The organism is Pseudomonas sp. OVF7 (assembly GCF_030644265.1).
In the GTDB taxonomy this organism is placed as follows: Bacteria; Pseudomonadota; Gammaproteobacteria; order Pseudomonadales; family Pseudomonadaceae; genus Aquipseudomonas; species Aquipseudomonas gorinensis.
On record NZ_CP128996.1, the window covers coordinates 905,239 to 923,081 of the forward strand.

The following is a 17,843-nucleotide window of genomic DNA, read 5'->3' on the forward strand; positions in this document are numbered from 1 at the left end:
CAAACATCCGATGTGACTACGAGCCCGTCGCAGGCACCGTAGGATCCTTCACCCCGCCGTCATCAAACAGGTTCAGCTTCTGCCGCAGCTCATGCGCCGGCAATGGCTCCTGCCCAGGCGCAATCGCATTCGGATCGGCGGGGGTTTCACCTGGCGCGCCTGCGCCGGATGTCGGCGGCGGCGGTGGCTGATCGCCTTCAATCGCTCGCTGGGCCTTTTTAGTCAGCACAACGATATCGATGCGACGGTTGATCGGGTTGAACGGGTCTTTCGGATCAAACAATTGGGAAGAGGCAAAGCCGACCACTCGTGCCACTTGCGCGTCCGGGTAGCTGCCGGCCACCAGTGCACGGCGAGCAGCGTTGGCACGGTTGGCCGAAAGCTCCCAGTTGCCGAAGTCGCCCTGCCCCGCATACGGCTTGGCGTCGGTGTGGCCACTGATACTGATCTTGTTCGGCACGGCCTTGATGGTGTCGGCCATGGCCAGCAGGATATCTTCGAAATACGGCTTCAAGCGCGCGCTGCCGGAGTCGAACATCGGCCGGTTCGCGGCGTCAGTGATCTGGATACGCAAGCCTTCCGGGGTAATCTCGAAGGAAATCTGATCCTTGAACTTCAGCAGTTGAGGGTTTTCCTCGACCTTGGTCTGCAATTCCTGCAGCAGCAATTCAAGGCGTTCCTGCTCGACCTGCTCAGCCATGCTCTCGACGGTATCGCGCTCGATCGGAATTTTTTCCTGGGGCGCCTCGGTCTTGACCTCCGGGTTGATGGTGCGCTCAGGCGCCAACTGCGGCGAACCGCCAAGGTCGATTACAAAGGGGGTGCCACTTTCCGAGAAGCCAATAGGGTCCTTGAAGTAACCGGCGATGGCGATCTTCTGCTCGGGCGTGGCCGTGGACATCAGCCACAGCACCAGGAAGAACGCCATCATCGCCGTCGCGAAGTCGGCGAAGGCGATTTTCCAGGCGCCACCATGGTGCCCCGCGGCGAAGCGCTTGACGCGCTTGATGATTATCGGCTGGTTGTTTTCCATGGCTTAGCGACCGCGAACCGCTTGTTCCAACTCGGCAAAACTCGGGCGATGTTTCGGGTACAGCACCTTGCGACCGAATTCCACCGCCAGCGAAGGCGGCATGCCCGATGCCGAAGCGACCAGGCTGGCCTTGATCGCTTCATACAGATTGATTTCTTCCTTGGCATCGTGGGCCAGGGAGGTGGCGAGCGGGCCGAAGAAACCATAGGCCGCAAGAATACCGAAGAAGGTACCCACGAGCGCCGCACCTACGTGCATGCCGATAGCTTTCTGGTCGCCCTCGCCGAGGGACGCCATGGTCACCACGATACCCAGTACCGCCGCGACGATACCGAAACCAGGCATACCGTCGGCAACACCGGTCACCGCGTGGGAAGGATGCTCCAGCTCTTCCTTGAGGCTGAACAGCTCCATGTCGAACAGGCCTTCCAGCTCATGGGGCGCCATGTTGCCCGAGGACATGATGCGCAGGTAGTCACAGATATACGCGGTCATGCGCTCATCTTTGAGCACGGCCGGGTACTTGGCGAAAATCGGGCTGGCCGCGGCATCTTCGATGTCGCCTTCGATGGCCATCATGCCTTCACGGCGGCTCTTGTTGAGGATCTCGTAGATCAGCCCCAGCACTTCCAGGTAGAAGGTGTGGGAAAAGCGCGAGCTGAACATGCCCAGCGACTTCTTGATCACATGCATGGTCATGTAGCCGGGGTTGGCCTGCAAGAATGCGCCGAACGCCGCACCACCAATAATCAGCACTTCAAAGGGCTGGATCAACGCAGCGATCTTACCGTGGGACAGGACGTACCCACCGAGCACGCTTGCGATGACGACGATGATGCCGATTATTTTAGCCATAGGGGATGTGTACTTGCGCCGTGAGGTTCATGGACATATTTGGAGGAACTGCAAAACTCTTGTTCTACTTATCGGCAAAACTGCGCCAGACTATAGGCCGTTAAGGCGAAAAGCCAGTTCGGCCCGCTCTGGGCGTGTTGACCGCAAGTGATGATCGCGCCCCAATCATGGCTAATGAAACGACCGTACCCACTGTAAAACCCACCACCCTCGCTGCTTGGATCAAGCGTCTGGACGAAGTGCGGCTGCCCGTTCCCCAGGCGAACCACGAGCGCGTGTGCAAAGCCATCCGCGACAGCCGCAGTTCGTTGCGAGATATTGCCGAACTGATGCAAGACAGCCCCGCGCTGGTGCTCAGCGTGATGCGCGAAGCCAACAGCCACACCCATGGCAGCCTGGCGGAACCGGCGGAAAACCTCGAAGTGGCGCTCAACCGCCTCGGCCTCAAACGCGCCGAAGAGTTGCTCGCGCGCCTGCCTTCAGTGCCTGCCAATGAGATTCCCGTCGCCTTGCGCCAACTGCTGCTGGTGAGCCAACACGCTTCCCAGCAGGCCAACGGCCTGTTCGCCAGCCGCCTGGCGCGGCTGTGGCAAGACATTCACTGGGGCAGCTTGCTGTTTCTATCGCCGCTGTGGCCGATGGCGGTTGCCTACCCCAAGCTCCTGGAAGAGTGGGAACTGCGAGTTATCCACAAAGGCCAGTCGGCACGTCAGGTCGAACAGGAGTTATTTGGCGTCCGCCTGCTGGACCTGTGCCTCGGCCTGACTGAAACCTGGCACCTGCCCATCTGGGTGTCCCAGGGTTATAACCTGCTGCTGAAGGAACAACGCCTGCTGGTCAAGGCATTGCACATCGCCCGGGAAGATGACCCGCTGCGCCATCAGCAATTGCTCGATGCCGACCCCAGCCTGCGCCGCTGGTTGAACCAACCCGCCAATACCGTGCTGCTGGCCAACGGTCTGGCAATGTCGGCGCAAGAGTCATGGACCTGCCCGCACACCAAACGCTGGCAGTACCTCACGGCCCTGTACCTGCAACAGCCATTGAGCGAAGTACAGCAACAGTCCCACCAGCAAGCCGTCACCAGCGCCCGTACGACGTTGATGCCCGACCTTTGGCACCCGGCGCTGTCGCTGATCTGGCCATGGAATGTGCAGAAGATCCATCGCGGCCTGCTGCCCGCGCCGCCGCCTACCGCAGAGTCCCTGGCCATCTGGCGCAAGCGTTGCACGGAGTTGCTGGTGGAGCCGAGCCGCTTTGCCAATGCCATGCACTTGACCACGTGCGCCAAGGAAGCGCTGGTCGCCAGTGGCATGCAACGAGTGTTGCTGTTCATGGCGGATCGCGCCCTGAGCACCTTGCGCGTGCATCAGGCCGATGGCCTGCCGAAGGACGCCGCGAACCTGAGCCTGGATGTGGTCAACAGCACGCTGCTGCAACGCATGCTGGAAAAATCCGCCCAGGTGCGCCTGACGCCCGACAACCACGCACAGTTCTCGGCCCTGTTGCCGCCGATCCTGCGTCGCCTGTTCACCGGGGAACACCTGTTGCTGCGTTCGCTGAGCTGCAATGGCCGCGTGGTGATGTTGATGGTGGCCGACCAGGGCGGCGGGCCATTTTCGGAAACCACCGTGCAGGCCTTCGGCAAAACCGCCCAGTGCATCGAGAAAGCCCTGCACAGCTTTACCAACCGCAGCGCCTGATGCTTGCGCTACAATCGCGGTCCTTTATCGCCAACATTTGTGCCCAGGAGACCTCACATGCCTGACTTCTCTGGCTTGCCGCTGGTGATCGAATCCAGCGACCTGCTCGGTCGCCTTGATGCCGAACACCTGATTCTGGTGGATCTCACCAGTGCCGCCCGCTACGCCGAAGGGCATATCCCCGGCGCGCATTTCGTTGACCCCAAGCGCACCCAACTGGGCCAGCCGCCGGCACCCGGCCTGCTGCCCAACAAAGCCGACCTGGAAAAACTGTTCGGCGAACTGGGCCACACCCCGGACGCAACCTACGTGGTCTACGACGACGAAGGCGGTGGCTGGGCTGGCCGTTTTATCTGGATGCTCGACGTGATCGGCCATCAGAAATACCACTACCTCGATGGCGGCCTGCTGGCCTGGCTGGCTGAGCAGCACCCAGTGTCCACCGACGTACCCGCCCCCGTCGGTGGCCCCGTCAGCCTCACGCTGCACGAGGGCCCCACCGCAACCCGCGAATACCTGCAAAGCCGCCTCGGCGCGGCGGACCTGGGTATTTGGGACGCACGCGGCCCGCTGGAGTATTCCGGCGAGAAAGTCCTCGCCGCCAAGGGGGGCCACATCCCCGGCGCTGTGAACTTCGAATGGACCGCCGGCATGGACAAGGCACGCAACCTGCGCATCCGCCGCGACATGCCGCAGATCCTCGAAAGCCTCGGGCTGACCCCCGATAAAGAAATCATCACCCACTGCCAGACTCACCACCGCTCTGGCTTCACCTACCTGGTGGCCAAGGCGCTCGGTTATCCGCGAGTCAAAGGTTATGCCGGTTCCTGGGGCGAATGGGGCAACCACCCCGACACCCCCGTTGAGATTTAAGGTTTAAGGACAGTTAATGAAAAAGCAGTTGTTTATCCTCAGCCAGTACTTGCTGCCGCATCACCTGCTGTCGCGGCTGGCCGGCTGCATTGCCGAGTGCCGCGTACGCTGGTTCAAGAATGCCTTCACCACGTGGTTTGCCAAGCGCTATCAAGTGGACATGTCCCAAGCCCTGGTGGAAGACGTGACCGCCTACGAGCACTTCAACGCCTTCTTCACCCGCGCCTTGAAAGACGGCGCGCGCCCACTGGACCCGACCCCTGGCGCCGTACTGAGCCCGGCTGATGGTGCGGTCAGCCAGCTCGGCCCGATCGAGCATGGCCGTATATTCCAGGCCAAGGGCCACAGCTTCAGCGTGCTGGAGTTGCTGGGCGGCGATGCTGCCGTGGCAGCGCCTTTCATGGGCGGCGATTTTGCCACCATCTACCTGTCGCCGAAGGACTACCACCGCGTGCATATGCCGCTGGCCGGTACCCTGCGCGAAATGGTCTACGTGCCTGGGCGGATTTTCTCGGTCAACCAGACCACCGCCGAAAACGTGCCGGAACTGTTTGCCCGTAACGAGCGTGTGGTCTGCCTGTTTGACACCGAACGCGGCCCGATGGCCGTGGTGTTGGTCGGCGCGATGATCGTCGCCTCGATTGAAACCGTGTGGGCCGGGCTGGTCACGCCGCCCAAGCGCGAGCTGAAAACCTTCCGCTATGACGAAGCGGCACGCGCGCCGATTCACCTGGAGAAGGGTGCGGAGCTGGGTCGCTTCAAGTTGGGCTCCACCGCGATCGTGCTGTTCGGACCGGACCAGGTGAAGTGGGCTGAAGAACTGGTGGCCGGTTCGCCGGTGCAGATGGGCCAGGGTATCGCACTGCCGAAAGCCTGATTCAAAACCTGCAGAGATCCAATGTGGGAGGGGGCTTGCCCCCGATAGCGGTAGTCCAGCCACAGGTATATTGGCTGTTCCACCGTCATCGGGGTGCAAGCCCCCTCCCACATGTTGACTGTATTCCTACAGTGACTTCGGATTAGAGCTGACCGTCGCGGTCGCGAAAGCCCAGCAGATACAGCACACCATCCAGCCCCAAGGTCGAAATCGCCTGCTTGGCCGATTGCTTGACCAAGGGTTTGGCACGGAACGCCACACCCAAACCGGCAATTGCCAGCATCGGCAGGTCATTCGCACCGTCGCCCACCGCAATGGTCTGCTCCAGACGCAAACCTTCCTTGTGGGCCAGGTCCTTCAGCAGGTCGGCCTTGCGCTGTGCGTCGACAATCGGCTCCACCGCCACGCCAGTCACCTTGCCGTCGACCACTTCCAGTTCGTTGGCGAACACATAGTCGATGCCCAACTTGGCCTGCAATTGCTTGGCGAAGTAGGTAAAGCCACCGGACAGGATCGCGGTCTTGTAACCCAGGCGCTTGAGCTCGGCGAACAGGGTTTCGGCACCTTCGGTCAGGCGCAGGGAAGCGCCGATGGAGTCCAGCACGCTCACATCCAGCCCCTTGAGCAACGCCAGGCGCTCCTTGAAGCTGGCGCGGAAGTCCAGCTCACCGGCCATCGCGCGTTCGGTGATTTCAGAAACTTGCTCACCCACACCGGCTGCCTTGGCCAGTTCGTCGATGACTTCGGCTTCGATCAGCGTCGAGTCCATGTCGAACACCGCCAGGCGGCGGTTGCGGCGGAACAGCGAGTCCTCCTGGAAGGCGATATCAACGTTCAGCTCCTGGGCCACGCTGAGGAATTCAGCGCGCAGGGCCTGCGGGTCTGCCGGTTCGCCGCGCACGGAAAACTCGATGCAGCCCTTGCCCTTGTCGGCCGGGGTGTCCAGTGGCATACGACCTGACAGGCGGTCGATATGGTCGATGTTCAACCCAAACTGCGCGGTGATCGAGCTGACGCGCTGCAACTGCTCGGCGGTCACTTTGCGGGTCAACAAGGTGACGATATGGCGTTTCTTGCCCTGGCCGGCCACCCAGTGCTGGTAATCCTCTTCGGACACCGGGGTGAACCGTACCTGTTGATCCAGCTTGTATGCCGTAAACAGAATGTCCTTGAGCACGGAAGACGCCTGCTCGGTGCTCGGGATTTCCACCAGGATGCCGAACGACAGGGTGTCGTGGATCACCGCCTGGCCGATGTCGAGAATGTTTACACCACCCTGGGCCAGAACGCCGGTAATGGCCGCGGTGAGACCCGGTCGGTCTTCGCCGGTGATGTTGATCAGGACAATTTCGCGCAAAGCGCACCCCCAGGCTGGAAAAAAACCGCATTCTACCCACTTTCAGTGACCACCGGGCACAGCCAGCGCTTTGCCGGTCTTGGGCCTGTCGCTATACTGCGCGTCAACTTCACGGACTAAGAGCCGAGCTCAAGTGAACCGGCCCACGCCAGTAAAAACCGACAACTTCTTCCTGCTGATCTTCCGGGCACTGCGCCACCGCCGTGTACCGATCGCATTACGCATCGCCAGCCATAACGTGATCCTGGTCGCCCTGGCCCTGGTGATCTACGCCTGCGTGATGGGTTTGCAGTTCAAACAGGCCATGCATGAGCAAGCCGATGCGTTGGGCGAAAGCCTGACCACCCAGACCGCCACCTCGGCGACCGAGCTGCTGGTGTCCAACGACATCCTCAGCCTCAACGTGCTGCTCAACAACCTGACCAAGAACCCGTTGGTCGCCCACGCCGCCATCTACAGCGTGGACAACCGCATCATGGCCGAAGCCGGGCAACGCCCGAAAAACGGCCTGCTGGGCGAAGCCGAAGGCTTGTACCAGAGCAATATCACGTTCCAGGATGTGAAGGCGGGTCAATTGCGCATCAGCCTGGACATGCAGCAATTCCAGCAGCCGATGACCATCAGCCTGCAAAGCATGGGCATCCTCAGCGCGATCCTGCTGGCCCTGGCCCTGGCCTTGAGCCTGCGCCTGGGACGGCATATCTCGACGCCACTGATGCAACTGCGCATCTGGCTGCGGGATATCGACGAACATACCCCGGCCACCGATCGCCAGGACGAAATCGGCGACCTTGCGCGCCAACTTCATGCCAGCTTCGCTCCGGAACCGGTGGTACGCGAGATTGAACCCGAGCCCGAGTTCGACGACGAACCCGAGTTCGAAGTACACGACCTGCGCGACCCGGGCTTCGACGAGCGCCCTCCGGTAGCCGGCCTGAAACCAGCGCCACGCCATGTGATCCGGGCCGAAGAAGACGAGCTGGACGACGAAGACCCATTCGCCGACCTGCGCGACACCTCGGCCAGCACCGCCGTTGCACCCAAGCCCGTGCCAGCGAAGAACGCCGAGCCCCAGCACAGCGCCGTACTGGCCGTGCAATTGGGCGCCCAGGACCAACTGCGCCGCCTGCCCCGCGCCCGCCTGACCGAATTACTGGAACGCTACCGCGATTGCCTCGACCAGGCCGCCTCGCTCTACCAGAGCGAGCTGCACACCCTGAACGACGGCAGCACGTTGATGCTGTTCCACAGCGAAGACAGCGGCGAAGACTACCTGACCAACGCCATCTGCTGCGGCGAGCTGCTGCGCGCCCTGGGCCATGAATTGCAGATCGAAGTGGCCGACAGCGGCATCACCTTGCAACTGCAACTGGGCCTGACGGTGGGTGACGACCTGTTTGGCATGAGCCAGATCGACCTGCTGCTGACCGAGATCGCCCAGGATGCGCTGGCCCTGTCCCAACACAGCCGCAATCTCCTGCTGGTGGAGCGCAAGATCAGCGAAGACACGCTGATTCGCCAACGCGCGCGTATTCGCCCCATTGCCAGCCCAGAAGGCGCCAGTTGTGTGGAGCGCTTGATGGAGCCGTATCCATCGATGCTGGAACGGCAGTTGGCGCGGATGCATGAGACCCGTACAAAGCCCTGAAGAAAACCGCCGGACTCATGTGAGAGGGGGCTTGCCCTAATGCCGTTCAGTTAAGGCTTTTTTGTAGGAGCGAGGGGGACGCCTAGTTCTTGCTCGCGAAAAACTCACAGGCGCCGCGTTCATTCAGGAGACACGCGTTATCGTTGACGTTTTTCGCGAGCAAGAACTAGGCGTCCCCCTCGCTCCTACAAAAGGCGATGTACGCTTAACTGAACGGCATTAGGGCTTGCCCCCGATTGCGGAGCATCAGTCAGCACATCATTGACTGAACCACCGTTATCGGGAGCAAGCCCCCTCCCACACTTGATCTGCGCCGTGACTTATCTCACCACAAACAAAAAGGCCCGCTGAGTCAGCGGGCCTTTTTGTTTGTCTGCGATTCAGATCAGAACCTGAACACTTCCATATCCGTGCGAATCGGTGTCGCCATCGGCATCTTCGGTTTCTGCGGCTCTGCGGGCTTGGCCTGTACCGGAGCCTGCTTACGCGGTGCCTCGGCGATCGGCGGCTGGTTGGCCAATGGCTTGAGGGCCACCGACAATTGCTGCGCCAGGTGTTGCAACAATACGCCCTGGGCCTGGACCTGGGACGCGGTGGTGCCGGTGTGTTCTTCCTGCAGGTGCACGATGCGGTTATCGCGCACCTGGCCACGACGGTCGATCAAGCGCCATTGCGCATCGAGAATCGCCGGTTGCGATTTACCGGAATCAAGCCGGGTAATGGTCAGCAACACCTGAACATCCGGGGTAAAGCCAGTGGGTGCAGGCGCAAGGACCACACGCTGGCTGTCCAGTTGACCCGCCACCTGGCGCAGCATCAGCTGGTTGATGTCGGACGATAGGCTGCCGGCCCAACGACCATCAACGGAACCTTGCAGGCTGCCGTCGTTCTGACGCTGTAGCAGGGTTTCACGTTGCAGGTAGTCAGCGACGACTACCGGGCCCAGTAAAACTGCCATACCCGCAGTTTGTGCGGGCTGGGCCGGACTTCCGCTGTCCAGCTGATACAGCGACACAGGCTGGTGTGTGCTGCAACCCGCCAGCCCCAGAAGGCCAGCGAGCATCAAAATAAAAGGAAGGCGTGGAGCAGTCATCATCCCATCCAGGTGGCTGCCACAAGGCGAACCACAATGTAATACTTAAAAATAACCTAAACACGCTCGGCCACGCCGGCGCTGGAAAGGCCATATCATCCGTGAATATGCGCCATGACTCCAGCGCCAAAGCGTCGATCTACGCGTTAAATCGTAGATCAACGGCTCCAGAGGGCGTTCTCAGTGAGTTTCCCCACTGCGTTGTCACCTTAAAGCGGGTCAGGCAAGGCGCAGGCCGCTGGGAATGGTTTTTGCCTTTCCAAGGCCTGCTTCAAGGCGAACCCCGCCGAGCCCTCCTTGCCGCCTTAAACAGGCGTTTCCACCAGCAAGGCATCCACACGCTGGAAGCCCCGCGGCAGTTTGTTACCACGCCGTCCACGTTCGCCCTTGTAATGCTCAAGGTCGTCAGGACGCAGCGACAATGTGCGTTTACCCGCTTGCAGCACCAGGGTAGAGCCTTCAGGGATCACCGCGATGTCGGTCACATACTCTTCACGACTGGCGACCCGCTCCCCTGGAATACCAATGATCTTGTTGCCCTTGCCTTTGCCCAACTGTGGCAAATCGCTGATCTTGAAGACCAGCAAGCGCCCCTCGGTGGTGACCGACGCCAGCCAATTGCTCTCGCGATCGTCCACCGGCCGCGGCAGGATCACCTTGGCGTTGTTCGGCAGGCTCAACAGCGCCTTGCCCGCCTTGTTCTTGGCCTGCAGGTCTTCACCCTTGACCACGAACCCGTACCCCGCGTCGGAAGCGATGACATACAACGAATCGTCGTCCGGCAGCAGCACGCACTCGAAATTCGCCCCCGGTGGCGGCGTCAGACGCCCGGTCAGCGGCTCGCCCTGCCCCCGTGCGGACGGCAAGGTATGGGCCGGCACCGAATAACTGCGCCCGGTGGAGTCGATAAACACCGCAAACTGGTTGGAACGCCCGGCGGCGGCAGTCTTGAAGCCATCACCGGCCTTGTACGACAAACCAGTGGCGTCAATATCATGCCCCTTGGCGGAACGAACCCAACCCTTTTCCGACAGAACGACGGTAATTTTCTCGTTTGGGAGCAACTCGGTTTCTGTCAGGGCCTTGGCTTCGGCGCGCTCGACGATCGGCGAACGACGGTCGTCGCCGTAGGTTTCGGCGTCTTTGATCAGTTCGCTACGCACCAATTTCTTCAACTTGGCTTCGCTGCCCAGCAGCGCTTGCAGCTTGGCCTGCTCCTTGAGCAACGCATCCTGTTCGTCGCGCAGCTTCATTTCTTCCAGTCGCGCCAACTGACGCAAACGGGTGTCGAGGATGTAGTCGGCCTGGATCTCACTCAGCTCGAAACGCGCGATCAGTTCGGCTTTCGGGTGCTCGGCGGTACGGATGATGTGGATCACTTCATCCAGGTTGAGGTAGGCAATCAGCAAGCCGTCCAACAGGTGCAGGCGGCGCTCGACCTTGTCGAGGCGGAATTGCAGGCGGCGACGCACGGTCTGCACCCGGAACTCCAGCCACTCCACCAGCAGGTTGCGCAGGTTTTTCAGCTGCGGCTTGCCGTCCAGGCCGATGATGTTGATGTTGACCCGGTAGCTGGACTCCAGGTCGGTACTGGCAAACAAATGCTGCATCAGCACTTCGTGGTCGACCCGGCTATTGGTCGGGATGATCACGATTCGGCACGGGTTTTCGTGGTCGGACTCGTCGCGCAGGTCGGCAACCTGCGGCAGTTTCGACGGTTTGGCCTGCATGAGCGCCGCGATCTGCTCCAGCACCTTGGCACCGGACACCTGGTGCGGCAGCGCGGTGACGATAATGTCGCCGTCCTCGATGTGGTACACCGCACGCATGCGCACCGAGCCCTTGCCGGTCTCGTACATCTTCAGCAGGTCGGCGCGCGGCGTGATGATTTCTGCTTCGGTGGGGTAATCCGGCCCCTGGATATGCTCGCAGAGCTGCTCGACCGTGGCCTTGGGTTCATCCAGCAGGCGCACGCAGGCGGTCGCGACCTCGCGCAGGTTATGCGGCGGTACGTCCGTGGCCATGCCCACGGCAATACCCGTGGTGCCATTGAGCAGGATATTGGGCAAACGCGCCGGCAACACCAGGGGTTCGTCGAGGGTGCCGTCGAAGTTCGGGCCCCAATTCGCGGTGCCCTGGCCCAGCTCGCTGAGCAGCACTTCCGAATAACGCGACAGGCGCGCCTCGGTGTAACGCATGGCGGCGAAGGACTTGGGGTCATCCGGTGCGCCCCAGTTACCCTGGCCGTCCACCAATGTGTAGCGGTAGCTGAACGGCTGGGCCATCAGCACCATGGCTTCGTAGCATGCCGAGTCGCCGTGGGGGTGGAACTTACCGAGCACGTCACCGACCGTACGCGCCGACTTCTTGTGCTTGGAATCGGCATCCAGGCCCAACTCACTCATGGCGTAGATGATGCGCCGCTGTACAGGCTTCAGGCCGTCGCCGATATGCGGCAAGGCACGGTCCATGATCACGTACATGGAGTAGTTGAGGTAGGCATTTTCGGTGAAGTCAGCCAGCGACCGGCGTTCTACGCCATCTAAGCTGTCTGCGAGGATGTCACTCATGCGGGCCTCATCAATATTTGGTAAGGCGCAGCGGAAATGCCGCAGCGCCGGGTCAATTCAAAAAAGCGGGGGCTCATGGCTTGGCGCTCCAACCGCCGGCAGGGGCGGCGAAACGATAGACCACGGGGCGTTTTTCACCATCGGCACGCGGGCCGAAATTATTGTCGATACCAATCCACGCACCGTCCGTATCCACCACCAGGGCTTCGGCCAGGCCGTAGGGCTGGGCATAGCGGCGCTCGGGCGTCAGAGTCTCGTCGGCAAATGACCAGCACAGCTCGACCTTGGCCGTGACCGCATCGCGCCGGCAAATCTGGAACGCATTACGCTCCAGAGTAAACAGCTTGCCGCCAAATAGCGCCAGGTCGGCAAAATCCTTGGACACCGCCTTGGCGTTGGGGAATTTGGCCGGTTGCATTTCCTGGCCAGCCTCGCTCAACAACACGCAGGGGCCGTCACAATCCCAAAGGCTTTGCGGCCGCTTGATGGAAATCAGGCCTCGCCGTTCACGCTCCGCAGCCAACCAGATCTGGCTGCCTTCCGGGTTGACCGCCAAGCCTTCAAACAGGGCATTGAAATGCAGCAACATGCCACTGGCGCGGGCTTCGCGCACCATGCCGGGGGCGATTTTCAACCATTGCGGCTCACCGGTTACCGGCACTTGCAACACCGCCGCATGGGCTTCGCTGACAATGTAGCGGTTGCCCGCGGCATCGCAGGTGATGCCTTCAAAGTCCAGGTCGCCGCCGCGAATGAATGAAGCGGCCTTGGTGCGCGAGCGCAAGCCCCAGGGCAAGCCGGACTCGGGCACTGGCGGCACGTCAATCTTCACGGTTTCGGCCTGCCAGGTCGACGCGCTGATATCGAGGCGGTAGATCCGGTCGTCATCACGGTCGGAAACCGTCCATAGCTCCTTGCCACACAGCGCCAGGCCTGACAGGTTACCGCCGCGCATGCCCTCTACCGGGTGTTCGGACACCAGCTTGAGCTCAGCCACGGGCGCGGCCACCACCGGGGTGGCCGCCAGCCCGCTCAACATCAGGATCGCCAGGGCGAAACCTGTGCGCATCAGCCCAACACCTCGGCCAGGTTGCCCTTGGACTCCAGCCAGGACTTGCGGTCTGGCGCGCGTTTCTTCGCCAGCAGCATGTCCATCATTTCCGATGTGGCGTCGAAGTCTTCCAGGGTCAACTGCACCAGGCGCCGGGTGTTCGGGTCCATGGTGGTTTCACGCAGTTGCGGCGGGTTCATTTCACCCAGGCCCTTGAATCGCGTGACCTGTGGCTTGCCGCGTTTCTTCTCGGCCACCAGGCGGTCGAGGATGCCATCGCGCTCGGCCTCGTCCAGGGCATAGAAAATCTCCTTGCCCTGGTCGATCCGGTACAGCGGCGGCATGGCGACGTAGACGTGACCGGCATCCACCAACGGGCGGAAGTGCTGCACAAACAACGCGCACAACAGGGTTGCGATGTGCAGACCGTCGGAGTCGGCGTCGGCGAGGATGCAGATCTTGCCGTAGCGCAGTTGGCTCATGTCCGCCGCGCCCGGATCGACGCCAATGGCCACGGCGATGTTGTGCACTTCCTGGCTGGCCAGGACTTCACTGCCATCGACTTCCCAGGTGTTGAGGATCTTGCCGCGCAACGGCAGGATCGCCTGGAATTCCTTATCCCGCGCTTGCTTGGCGGAACCGCCGGCGGAGTCGCCCTCCACCAGGAACAGCTCTGAGCGCATCGGGTCCTGCCCGGCGCAATCAGCCAACTTGCCGGGCAGTGCCGGGCCTTGGGTGATGCGCTTGCGCTCGACTTTCTTGCTGGCTTTCAGGCGGCGGCCGGCATTGTTGATTGCGAGCTCGGCCAGGGCCAGGCCCAATTCCGGGTGTTCGTTGAGCCACAGGCTGAAGGCATCCTTGACCACCCCGGAGACAAACGCTGCCGCTTCACGGGACGACAGGCGCTCTTTGGTCTGGCCGGAGAATTGCGGCTCCTGCATTTTCATCGACAGCACGAACGCGATGCGCTCCCACACGTCTTCCGGCGCCAGCTTCACGCCGCGCGGCAACAGGCTGCGGTATTCGCAGAATTCGCGCATGGCATCCAGCAAGCCTTGGCGCAAACCGTTGACGTGGGTGCCGCCCTGGGCGGTTGGGATCAGGTTGACGTAGCTTTCCTGCACGCTGTCACCGCCCTCGGGCAACCACAGCAGCGCCCAGTCGACGGCTTCTTTATTACCGGCCAGGCTGCCGCAGAACGGCTCGTTGGGCAGGCGTTCGAAATCGCTGACGGAATCTTCCAGGTAGGAACGCAGGCCGTCTTCGTAGTGCCACTCGACTTTCTCGCCGGTACCCTTGTCTTCAAAGGTGACCAGCAGGCCCGGGCACAACACGGCCTTGGCCTTGAGCACGTGCTTGAGGCGGCTGATGGAGAATTTTGGCGAATCGAAGTATTTCGGGTCCGGCGCGAAGTACACGCTGGTGCCGGTATTGCGCTTGCCAACGGTGCCGATCACCTGCAATTCGCTGGCTTTGTAGCCATCGGCGAAGGTCATCTCGTACTCGTTGCCGTCGCGCTTGACCTTGACCCGTACCAACGTGGACAAGGCGTTGACCACGGAAATACCCACGCCGTGCAAGCCACCGGAGAACTGGTAGTTCTTGTTGGAGAACTTACCCCCGGCGTGCAGCTTGGTGAGGATCAGTTCTACGCCCGACACACCCTCTTCCGGGTGAATGTCCACCGGCATGCCACGACCGTCGTCGGACACTTCCAGGGAGTGGTCAGCGTGGAGAATGACATGCACCGACTTGGCGTGCCCGGCCAAGGCTTCGTCGACGCTGTTGTCGATGACTTCCTGGGCAAGGTGGTTCGGCCGACTGGTGTCGGTGTACATGCCGGGGCGTTTGCGCACCGGGTCGAGGCCCGAGAGGACTTCGATGGCGTCGGCGTTATAAGAGCTAGCGCTGGGAGTGGCCATGGGGTCTCGTCGTGAGTCGTTCGATTAAAAAGTAACCTGGGATTTCCAAAGCAATTACAGTGCCGCGAAATCGAAGGATTGATACTGATCTGCGCCAATGCCGGCAAAGCTCAACAAGGCCGGCAATTGCTGGGCAAAGCCCTGGTAACCATGGTCGCCGCCGGCCTGGATGCGCAGGGCACACGCCCGGTAATACTGCTGGGCGAGGCGATAATCCAGGGTTTCATCCCCGGTCTGCAACCACACTTGATAACGCGCGGCATCCTGGGGCGCCGGGACCTCAAGCTCGGCCAGCGCCGTGACGTGGTCGTGGGTCAGCTCCCAGGTTTCATCGGTATAGAGGTTCTTCTGGGTGCCCAGGTAACCGTCGAACATCCGATGCGGGCTGACCGCCGGGTTGACCAGCAGCGCCTTGAGACCATGGCGTTCGGCAAGATGGGTTGCATAGTAGCCGCCGAGCGAGCTGCCGACCAGCAGTGGCCGCCCCAGTTCGCGGATGGCCGCCTCCAACTGCGGGATCGCCTGGCGGGGGTGGTGATGCAGGGCCGGCACGCGCAGTTGGCCGGCCAGGCCGAGGTTGTCCATCACGCGGATCAACTGGCAGGCCTTGTTGGACGCGGGCGCGCTGTTGAAGCCGTGGATATACAGGATCGAAGCGGACATGCCGGGCTCTCCGTGCTTGCGCGAAAAAGGCGCAGTTTACAGGGATCGGGGTGGTGTGAGCAGCCGATCATCCAGCCCTCTCCCCACATGTCTGATCAGTGTTCGCAGCCTTTAATAGCCGTTGCTGCCGTAATCCACGGTAAAGGCAAAATTTTTCACCCGCTCCACCCCGGTTTCCAACCGCCCATCGGCGTGCAGGCGCAGCCAGCGATAGCCTGGGGCCTCTTCGCTGACATTGAAATCCTCGCTGCCCGGCGCGAACTGGATGCAGGTGGACGGTGACGCCAACAGGCGCACGCCATTGCGCTCACGGTCGACTTCCTGGTGCACATGGCCCCAGAGCACCGCCCTGACCTGCGGGAAGCGGTCGAGCACGGCAAACAGAGCCTCGGGGTTGCGCAAGCCGATGGGCTCCATCCACGCACAACCGATGGGTACCGGGTGATGGTGGAAACACACCAGGTGATGGCGGTTCGGCGCTTCACTCAAGGCTTGGGCCAATAGTTGCAGTTGCTGGTCCTGCAAGTACCCAGGCACCGAGCCCGGCACGGCGGAGTCCAGCAGGGTGATGCGCCAATGGCCGATATCCACCACCGGTTCCAGTAAATCACTGTGCACCGCCGCGTGGGCCATGACCTGCGGCTCATCGTGGTTGCCGGGAATCCAGCGTGCCGGAACCCCAAAAGGCGCCGTCATCTCGCGAAATTGCTGATAGGACGCCAGCGTACCGTCCTGGGACAGGTCCCCGGTGGCCAACAGCAAATCGATCCGGGGCTGTTGCTCACGCACCAAGTCGATCACCCGTTGCAAGCTGTCGCGGGTGTTCATGCCCAGCAACACAGCGTCGGCCTCGGCAAACAGGTGGCTGTCGGACAACTGCACCAGCAACGTCGGCGCATCGGGGTTCAAGGTGGATACGCTCGGCAAGGCGCTCTCCCAAGGCAATCACAGGAATGGATAGTTGGGGCGATTATGCTGGGGCAGGACGCAAAGAGGAAACCTAAGGAAGCAGACGCAGTTCACATCTATCGCACGACTTCGAACTCATGGCCCAAGGCCAGGCAGTGGCTCAACCATTCACCGAGGAACACATTGAGCTGTGCTTTCTCATCGGGCTGGTGCATGAACACATTGGGGTAAGGGTAGATGCTGCGAAAGCGCCGCGCATGTTCGGCGCTGATCACTTCGGCCATCCGGGCATCGTGGTACACCTGCACTTCCAGCTGCGGCACCGGCAGCCAGGGCAGGCTGTGCTCCTGGCGCACGCGCAGGGTGGTGGTGTACGGGCAGTTGACGATGACTTCCAGGGCGAGCACGCCGAGCATCTGGTCGCCATGGGTCACGCCGATTCGCCGCGCCTCGGGGGAATGACGCATATCGGGGAGCAAGCGCATCAGCCGCGCATAGTTGGCCTCGCAAGCTGCTTGCAGCCCGATCAGGTCAACTCGATAACGTTCCCGTGCCTTTACTGCCATAACCCCCTCACTTCCGCGCGATTGAGCGCTAACCATTGCAGGGCAATAATGCTGGGCGCATTGGATATCCTGCCATCACGCACCGCTTGCAAGGCATCCTCGAAAGCCCAGGTGGTGACACGAATATCTTCTGCCTCTTCTTCCAATCCATGCACGCCACCCGCCCCCGCACTGTCGCAGCGGCCCAGGTACAAGTGGACAAATTCGGTACTGCCACCCGGCGACGGGAAATATTTGGTGATCGGCCACAACGAGGAGAATGTCAGCCCAGCTTCCTCCTCGGCTTCGCGGTGTGCAACCTCCTCCGGCTGTTCATCCTTGTCGATCAGGCCAGCGACCATTTCCACCAGCCACGGGTTGTCGGTACGGCCCATGGCGCCGACGCGAAACTGCTCGATCAAGACCACCTCATCGCGCTGCGGGTCGTAAGGCAGCACGCACACGGCATCATGGCGCACGAAAACTTCGCGATTGATCACCCGGCTCATGCCACCGTCGAACTTTTCGTGGCGCAACTGCACCCGATCGAGTTTGTAGAAGCCCTGGTAAGCATTGTCGCGCTGAACAATTTCGATTTTGCTCGGCGTCGATTTCGCGATGTCCGTCATATCCTTCCTCGTTATGCCCGTGCAATTCGCGCCATCCTAACGCGGTCCTGCCCGTAGGTGCAGCCCCTTTCCAGTTGCCGGGATAGACGGCGGGCGTCAAACTCACTCTAATAAT

General features: G+C 61.4%; 15 protein-coding genes. 4 read left to right on the plus strand and 11 right to left on the minus strand.

What is annotated here, in order from left to right:
- Positions 1 to 16 precede the first annotated feature (16 nt).
- Together motB and motA are read right to left on the minus strand one after the other, a co-directional pair.
- Positions 17 to 1,033 (minus strand): flagellar motor protein MotB, encoded by a 1,017-nt coding sequence (gene motB / locus QU606_RS04090; protein ID WP_024073072.1) that lies wholly within the window; start codon positions 1,031 to 1,033, stop codon positions 17 to 19.
- Positions 1,034 to 1,036: 3 nt separating this feature from the next.
- Positions 1,037 to 1,888, minus strand: a complete 852-nt coding sequence (gene motA / locus QU606_RS04095) for a flagellar motor stator protein MotA (protein WP_024073071.1) — start codon at positions 1,886 to 1,888, stop codon at positions 1,037 to 1,039.
- Positions 1,889 to 2,055: 167 nt separating this feature from the next.
- On the opposite strand from motA, the gene QU606_RS04100 reads away from it, so the two are divergent.
- Genes QU606_RS04100 through asd form a run of 3 tightly spaced genes read left to right on the plus strand, consistent with a single transcriptional unit; the run spans position 2,056 to position 5,341 of the window.
- Positions 2,056 to 3,591, plus strand: coding sequence for an HDOD domain-containing protein (locus QU606_RS04100; RefSeq protein WP_150095348.1), 1,536 nt, complete (start codon positions 2,056 to 2,058; stop codon positions 3,589 to 3,591).
- Between the two features lie 57 nt (positions 3,592 to 3,648).
- Positions 3,649 to 4,464, plus strand: coding sequence for a rhodanese-like domain-containing protein (locus QU606_RS04105; protein WP_024073069.1), 816 nt, complete (start codon positions 3,649 to 3,651; stop codon positions 4,462 to 4,464).
- A gap of 16 nt (positions 4,465 to 4,480) precedes the next feature.
- A complete protein-coding gene (gene asd / locus QU606_RS04110) occupies positions 4,481 to 5,341 on the plus strand; it encodes an archaetidylserine decarboxylase (protein WP_024073068.1) in 861 nt (286 codons plus the stop codon).
- A gap of 142 nt (positions 5,342 to 5,483) precedes the next feature.
- On the opposite strand, the gene serB is transcribed toward asd, so the two are convergent.
- Positions 5,484 to 6,698, minus strand: coding sequence for a phosphoserine phosphatase SerB (gene serB / locus QU606_RS04115; RefSeq protein WP_304998132.1), 1,215 nt, complete (start codon positions 6,696 to 6,698; stop codon positions 5,484 to 5,486).
- 133 nt (positions 6,699 to 6,831) lie between these two features.
- On the opposite strand from serB, the gene QU606_RS04120 reads away from it, so the two are divergent.
- Positions 6,832 to 8,346, plus strand: a complete 1,515-nt coding sequence (locus QU606_RS04120; RefSeq protein WP_024073066.1) for an AhpA/YtjB family protein — start codon at positions 6,832 to 6,834, stop codon at positions 8,344 to 8,346.
- Positions 8,347 to 8,731: 385 nt separating this feature from the next.
- On the opposite strand, the gene QU606_RS04125 is transcribed toward QU606_RS04120, so the two are convergent.
- The 8 genes from QU606_RS04125 to QU606_RS04160 form a co-directional block, all read right to left on the minus strand.
- Complete coding sequence (locus tag QU606_RS04125; protein ID WP_024073065.1) at positions 8,732 to 9,439, minus strand: membrane integrity-associated transporter subunit PqiC; 708 nt, start codon at positions 9,437 to 9,439, stop codon at positions 8,732 to 8,734.
- A 305-nt stretch (positions 9,440 to 9,744) separates the two neighbouring features.
- On the minus strand, positions 9,745 to 12,009 hold the full coding sequence (gene parC, locus QU606_RS04130) for a DNA topoisomerase IV subunit A (RefSeq protein WP_024073064.1): 2,265 nt from the start codon (positions 12,007 to 12,009) through the stop codon (positions 9,745 to 9,747).
- A gap of 73 nt (positions 12,010 to 12,082) precedes the next feature.
- Positions 12,083 to 13,078 (minus strand): esterase-like activity of phytase family protein, encoded by a 996-nt coding sequence (locus QU606_RS04135; protein WP_024073063.1) that lies wholly within the window; start codon positions 13,076 to 13,078, stop codon positions 12,083 to 12,085.
- On the minus strand, positions 13,078 to 14,982 hold the full coding sequence (gene parE / locus QU606_RS04140) for a DNA topoisomerase IV subunit B (protein ID WP_024073062.1): 1,905 nt from the start codon (positions 14,980 to 14,982) through the stop codon (positions 13,078 to 13,080). The genes QU606_RS04135 and parE overlap by 1 nt, the downstream gene beginning before the upstream one ends.
- Positions 14,983 to 15,036: 54 nt before the next feature.
- Positions 15,037 to 15,645 carry a YqiA/YcfP family alpha/beta fold hydrolase gene (locus tag QU606_RS04145; RefSeq protein WP_024073061.1) on the minus strand — a complete coding sequence of 203 codons (609 nt, stop codon included), beginning with the start codon at positions 15,643 to 15,645 and terminating at the stop codon, positions 15,037 to 15,039.
- A 111-nt stretch (positions 15,646 to 15,756) separates the two neighbouring features.
- Positions 15,757 to 16,572 carry a 3',5'-cyclic-AMP phosphodiesterase gene (gene cpdA, locus QU606_RS04150; RefSeq protein WP_304998133.1) on the minus strand — a complete coding sequence of 272 codons (816 nt, stop codon included), beginning with the start codon at positions 16,570 to 16,572 and terminating at the stop codon, positions 15,757 to 15,759.
- A gap of 98 nt (positions 16,573 to 16,670) precedes the next feature.
- Positions 16,671 to 17,120 (minus strand): DUF1249 domain-containing protein, encoded by a 450-nt coding sequence (locus tag QU606_RS04155; RefSeq protein WP_024073059.1) that lies wholly within the window; start codon positions 17,118 to 17,120, stop codon positions 16,671 to 16,673.
- Positions 17,111 to 17,728: an NUDIX domain-containing protein gene (locus QU606_RS04160; RefSeq protein WP_024073058.1), complete on the minus strand. Its 618-nt coding sequence runs from the start codon at positions 17,726 to 17,728 to the stop codon at positions 17,111 to 17,113. Before QU606_RS04160 ends, QU606_RS04155 begins: the two co-directional genes overlap by 10 nt.
- Positions 17,729 to 17,843: the final 115 nt, after the last annotated feature.

Coding starts and splice junctions, on each gene's coding strand:
- asd (WP_024073068.1), top strand. CDS start 4,481: ATGAAAAAGCAGTTGTTTATCCTCAGCCAGTACTTGCTGCCGCATCAC.
- QU606_RS04155 (WP_024073059.1), bottom strand. CDS start 17,120: ATGGCAGTAAAGGCACGGGAACGTTATCGAGTTGACCTGATCGGGCTG.
- motB (WP_024073072.1), bottom strand. CDS start 1,033: ATGGAAAACAACCAGCCGATAATCATCAAGCGCGTCAAGCGCTTCGCC.
- QU606_RS04100 (WP_150095348.1), top strand. CDS start 2,056: ATGGCTAATGAAACGACCGTACCCACTGTAAAACCCACCACCCTCGCT.
- parC (WP_024073064.1), bottom strand. CDS start 12,009: ATGAGTGACATCCTCGCAGACAGCTTAGATGGCGTAGAACGCCGGTCG.
- QU606_RS04105 (WP_024073069.1), top strand. CDS start 3,649: ATGCCTGACTTCTCTGGCTTGCCGCTGGTGATCGAATCCAGCGACCTG.
- QU606_RS04160 (WP_024073058.1), bottom strand. CDS start 17,728: ATGACGGACATCGCGAAATCGACGCCGAGCAAAATCGAAATTGTTCAG.
- QU606_RS04135 (WP_024073063.1), bottom strand. CDS start 13,078: ATGCGCACAGGTTTCGCCCTGGCGATCCTGATGTTGAGCGGGCTGGCG.
- QU606_RS04125 (WP_024073065.1), bottom strand. CDS start 9,439: ATGACTGCTCCACGCCTTCCTTTTATTTTGATGCTCGCTGGCCTTCTG.
- motA (WP_024073071.1), bottom strand. CDS start 1,888: ATGGCTAAAATAATCGGCATCATCGTCGTCATCGCAAGCGTGCTCGGT.
- parE (WP_024073062.1), bottom strand. CDS start 14,982: ATGGCCACTCCCAGCGCTAGCTCTTATAACGCCGACGCCATCGAAGTC.
- QU606_RS04145 (WP_024073061.1), bottom strand. CDS start 15,645: ATGTCCGCTTCGATCCTGTATATCCACGGCTTCAACAGCGCGCCCGCG.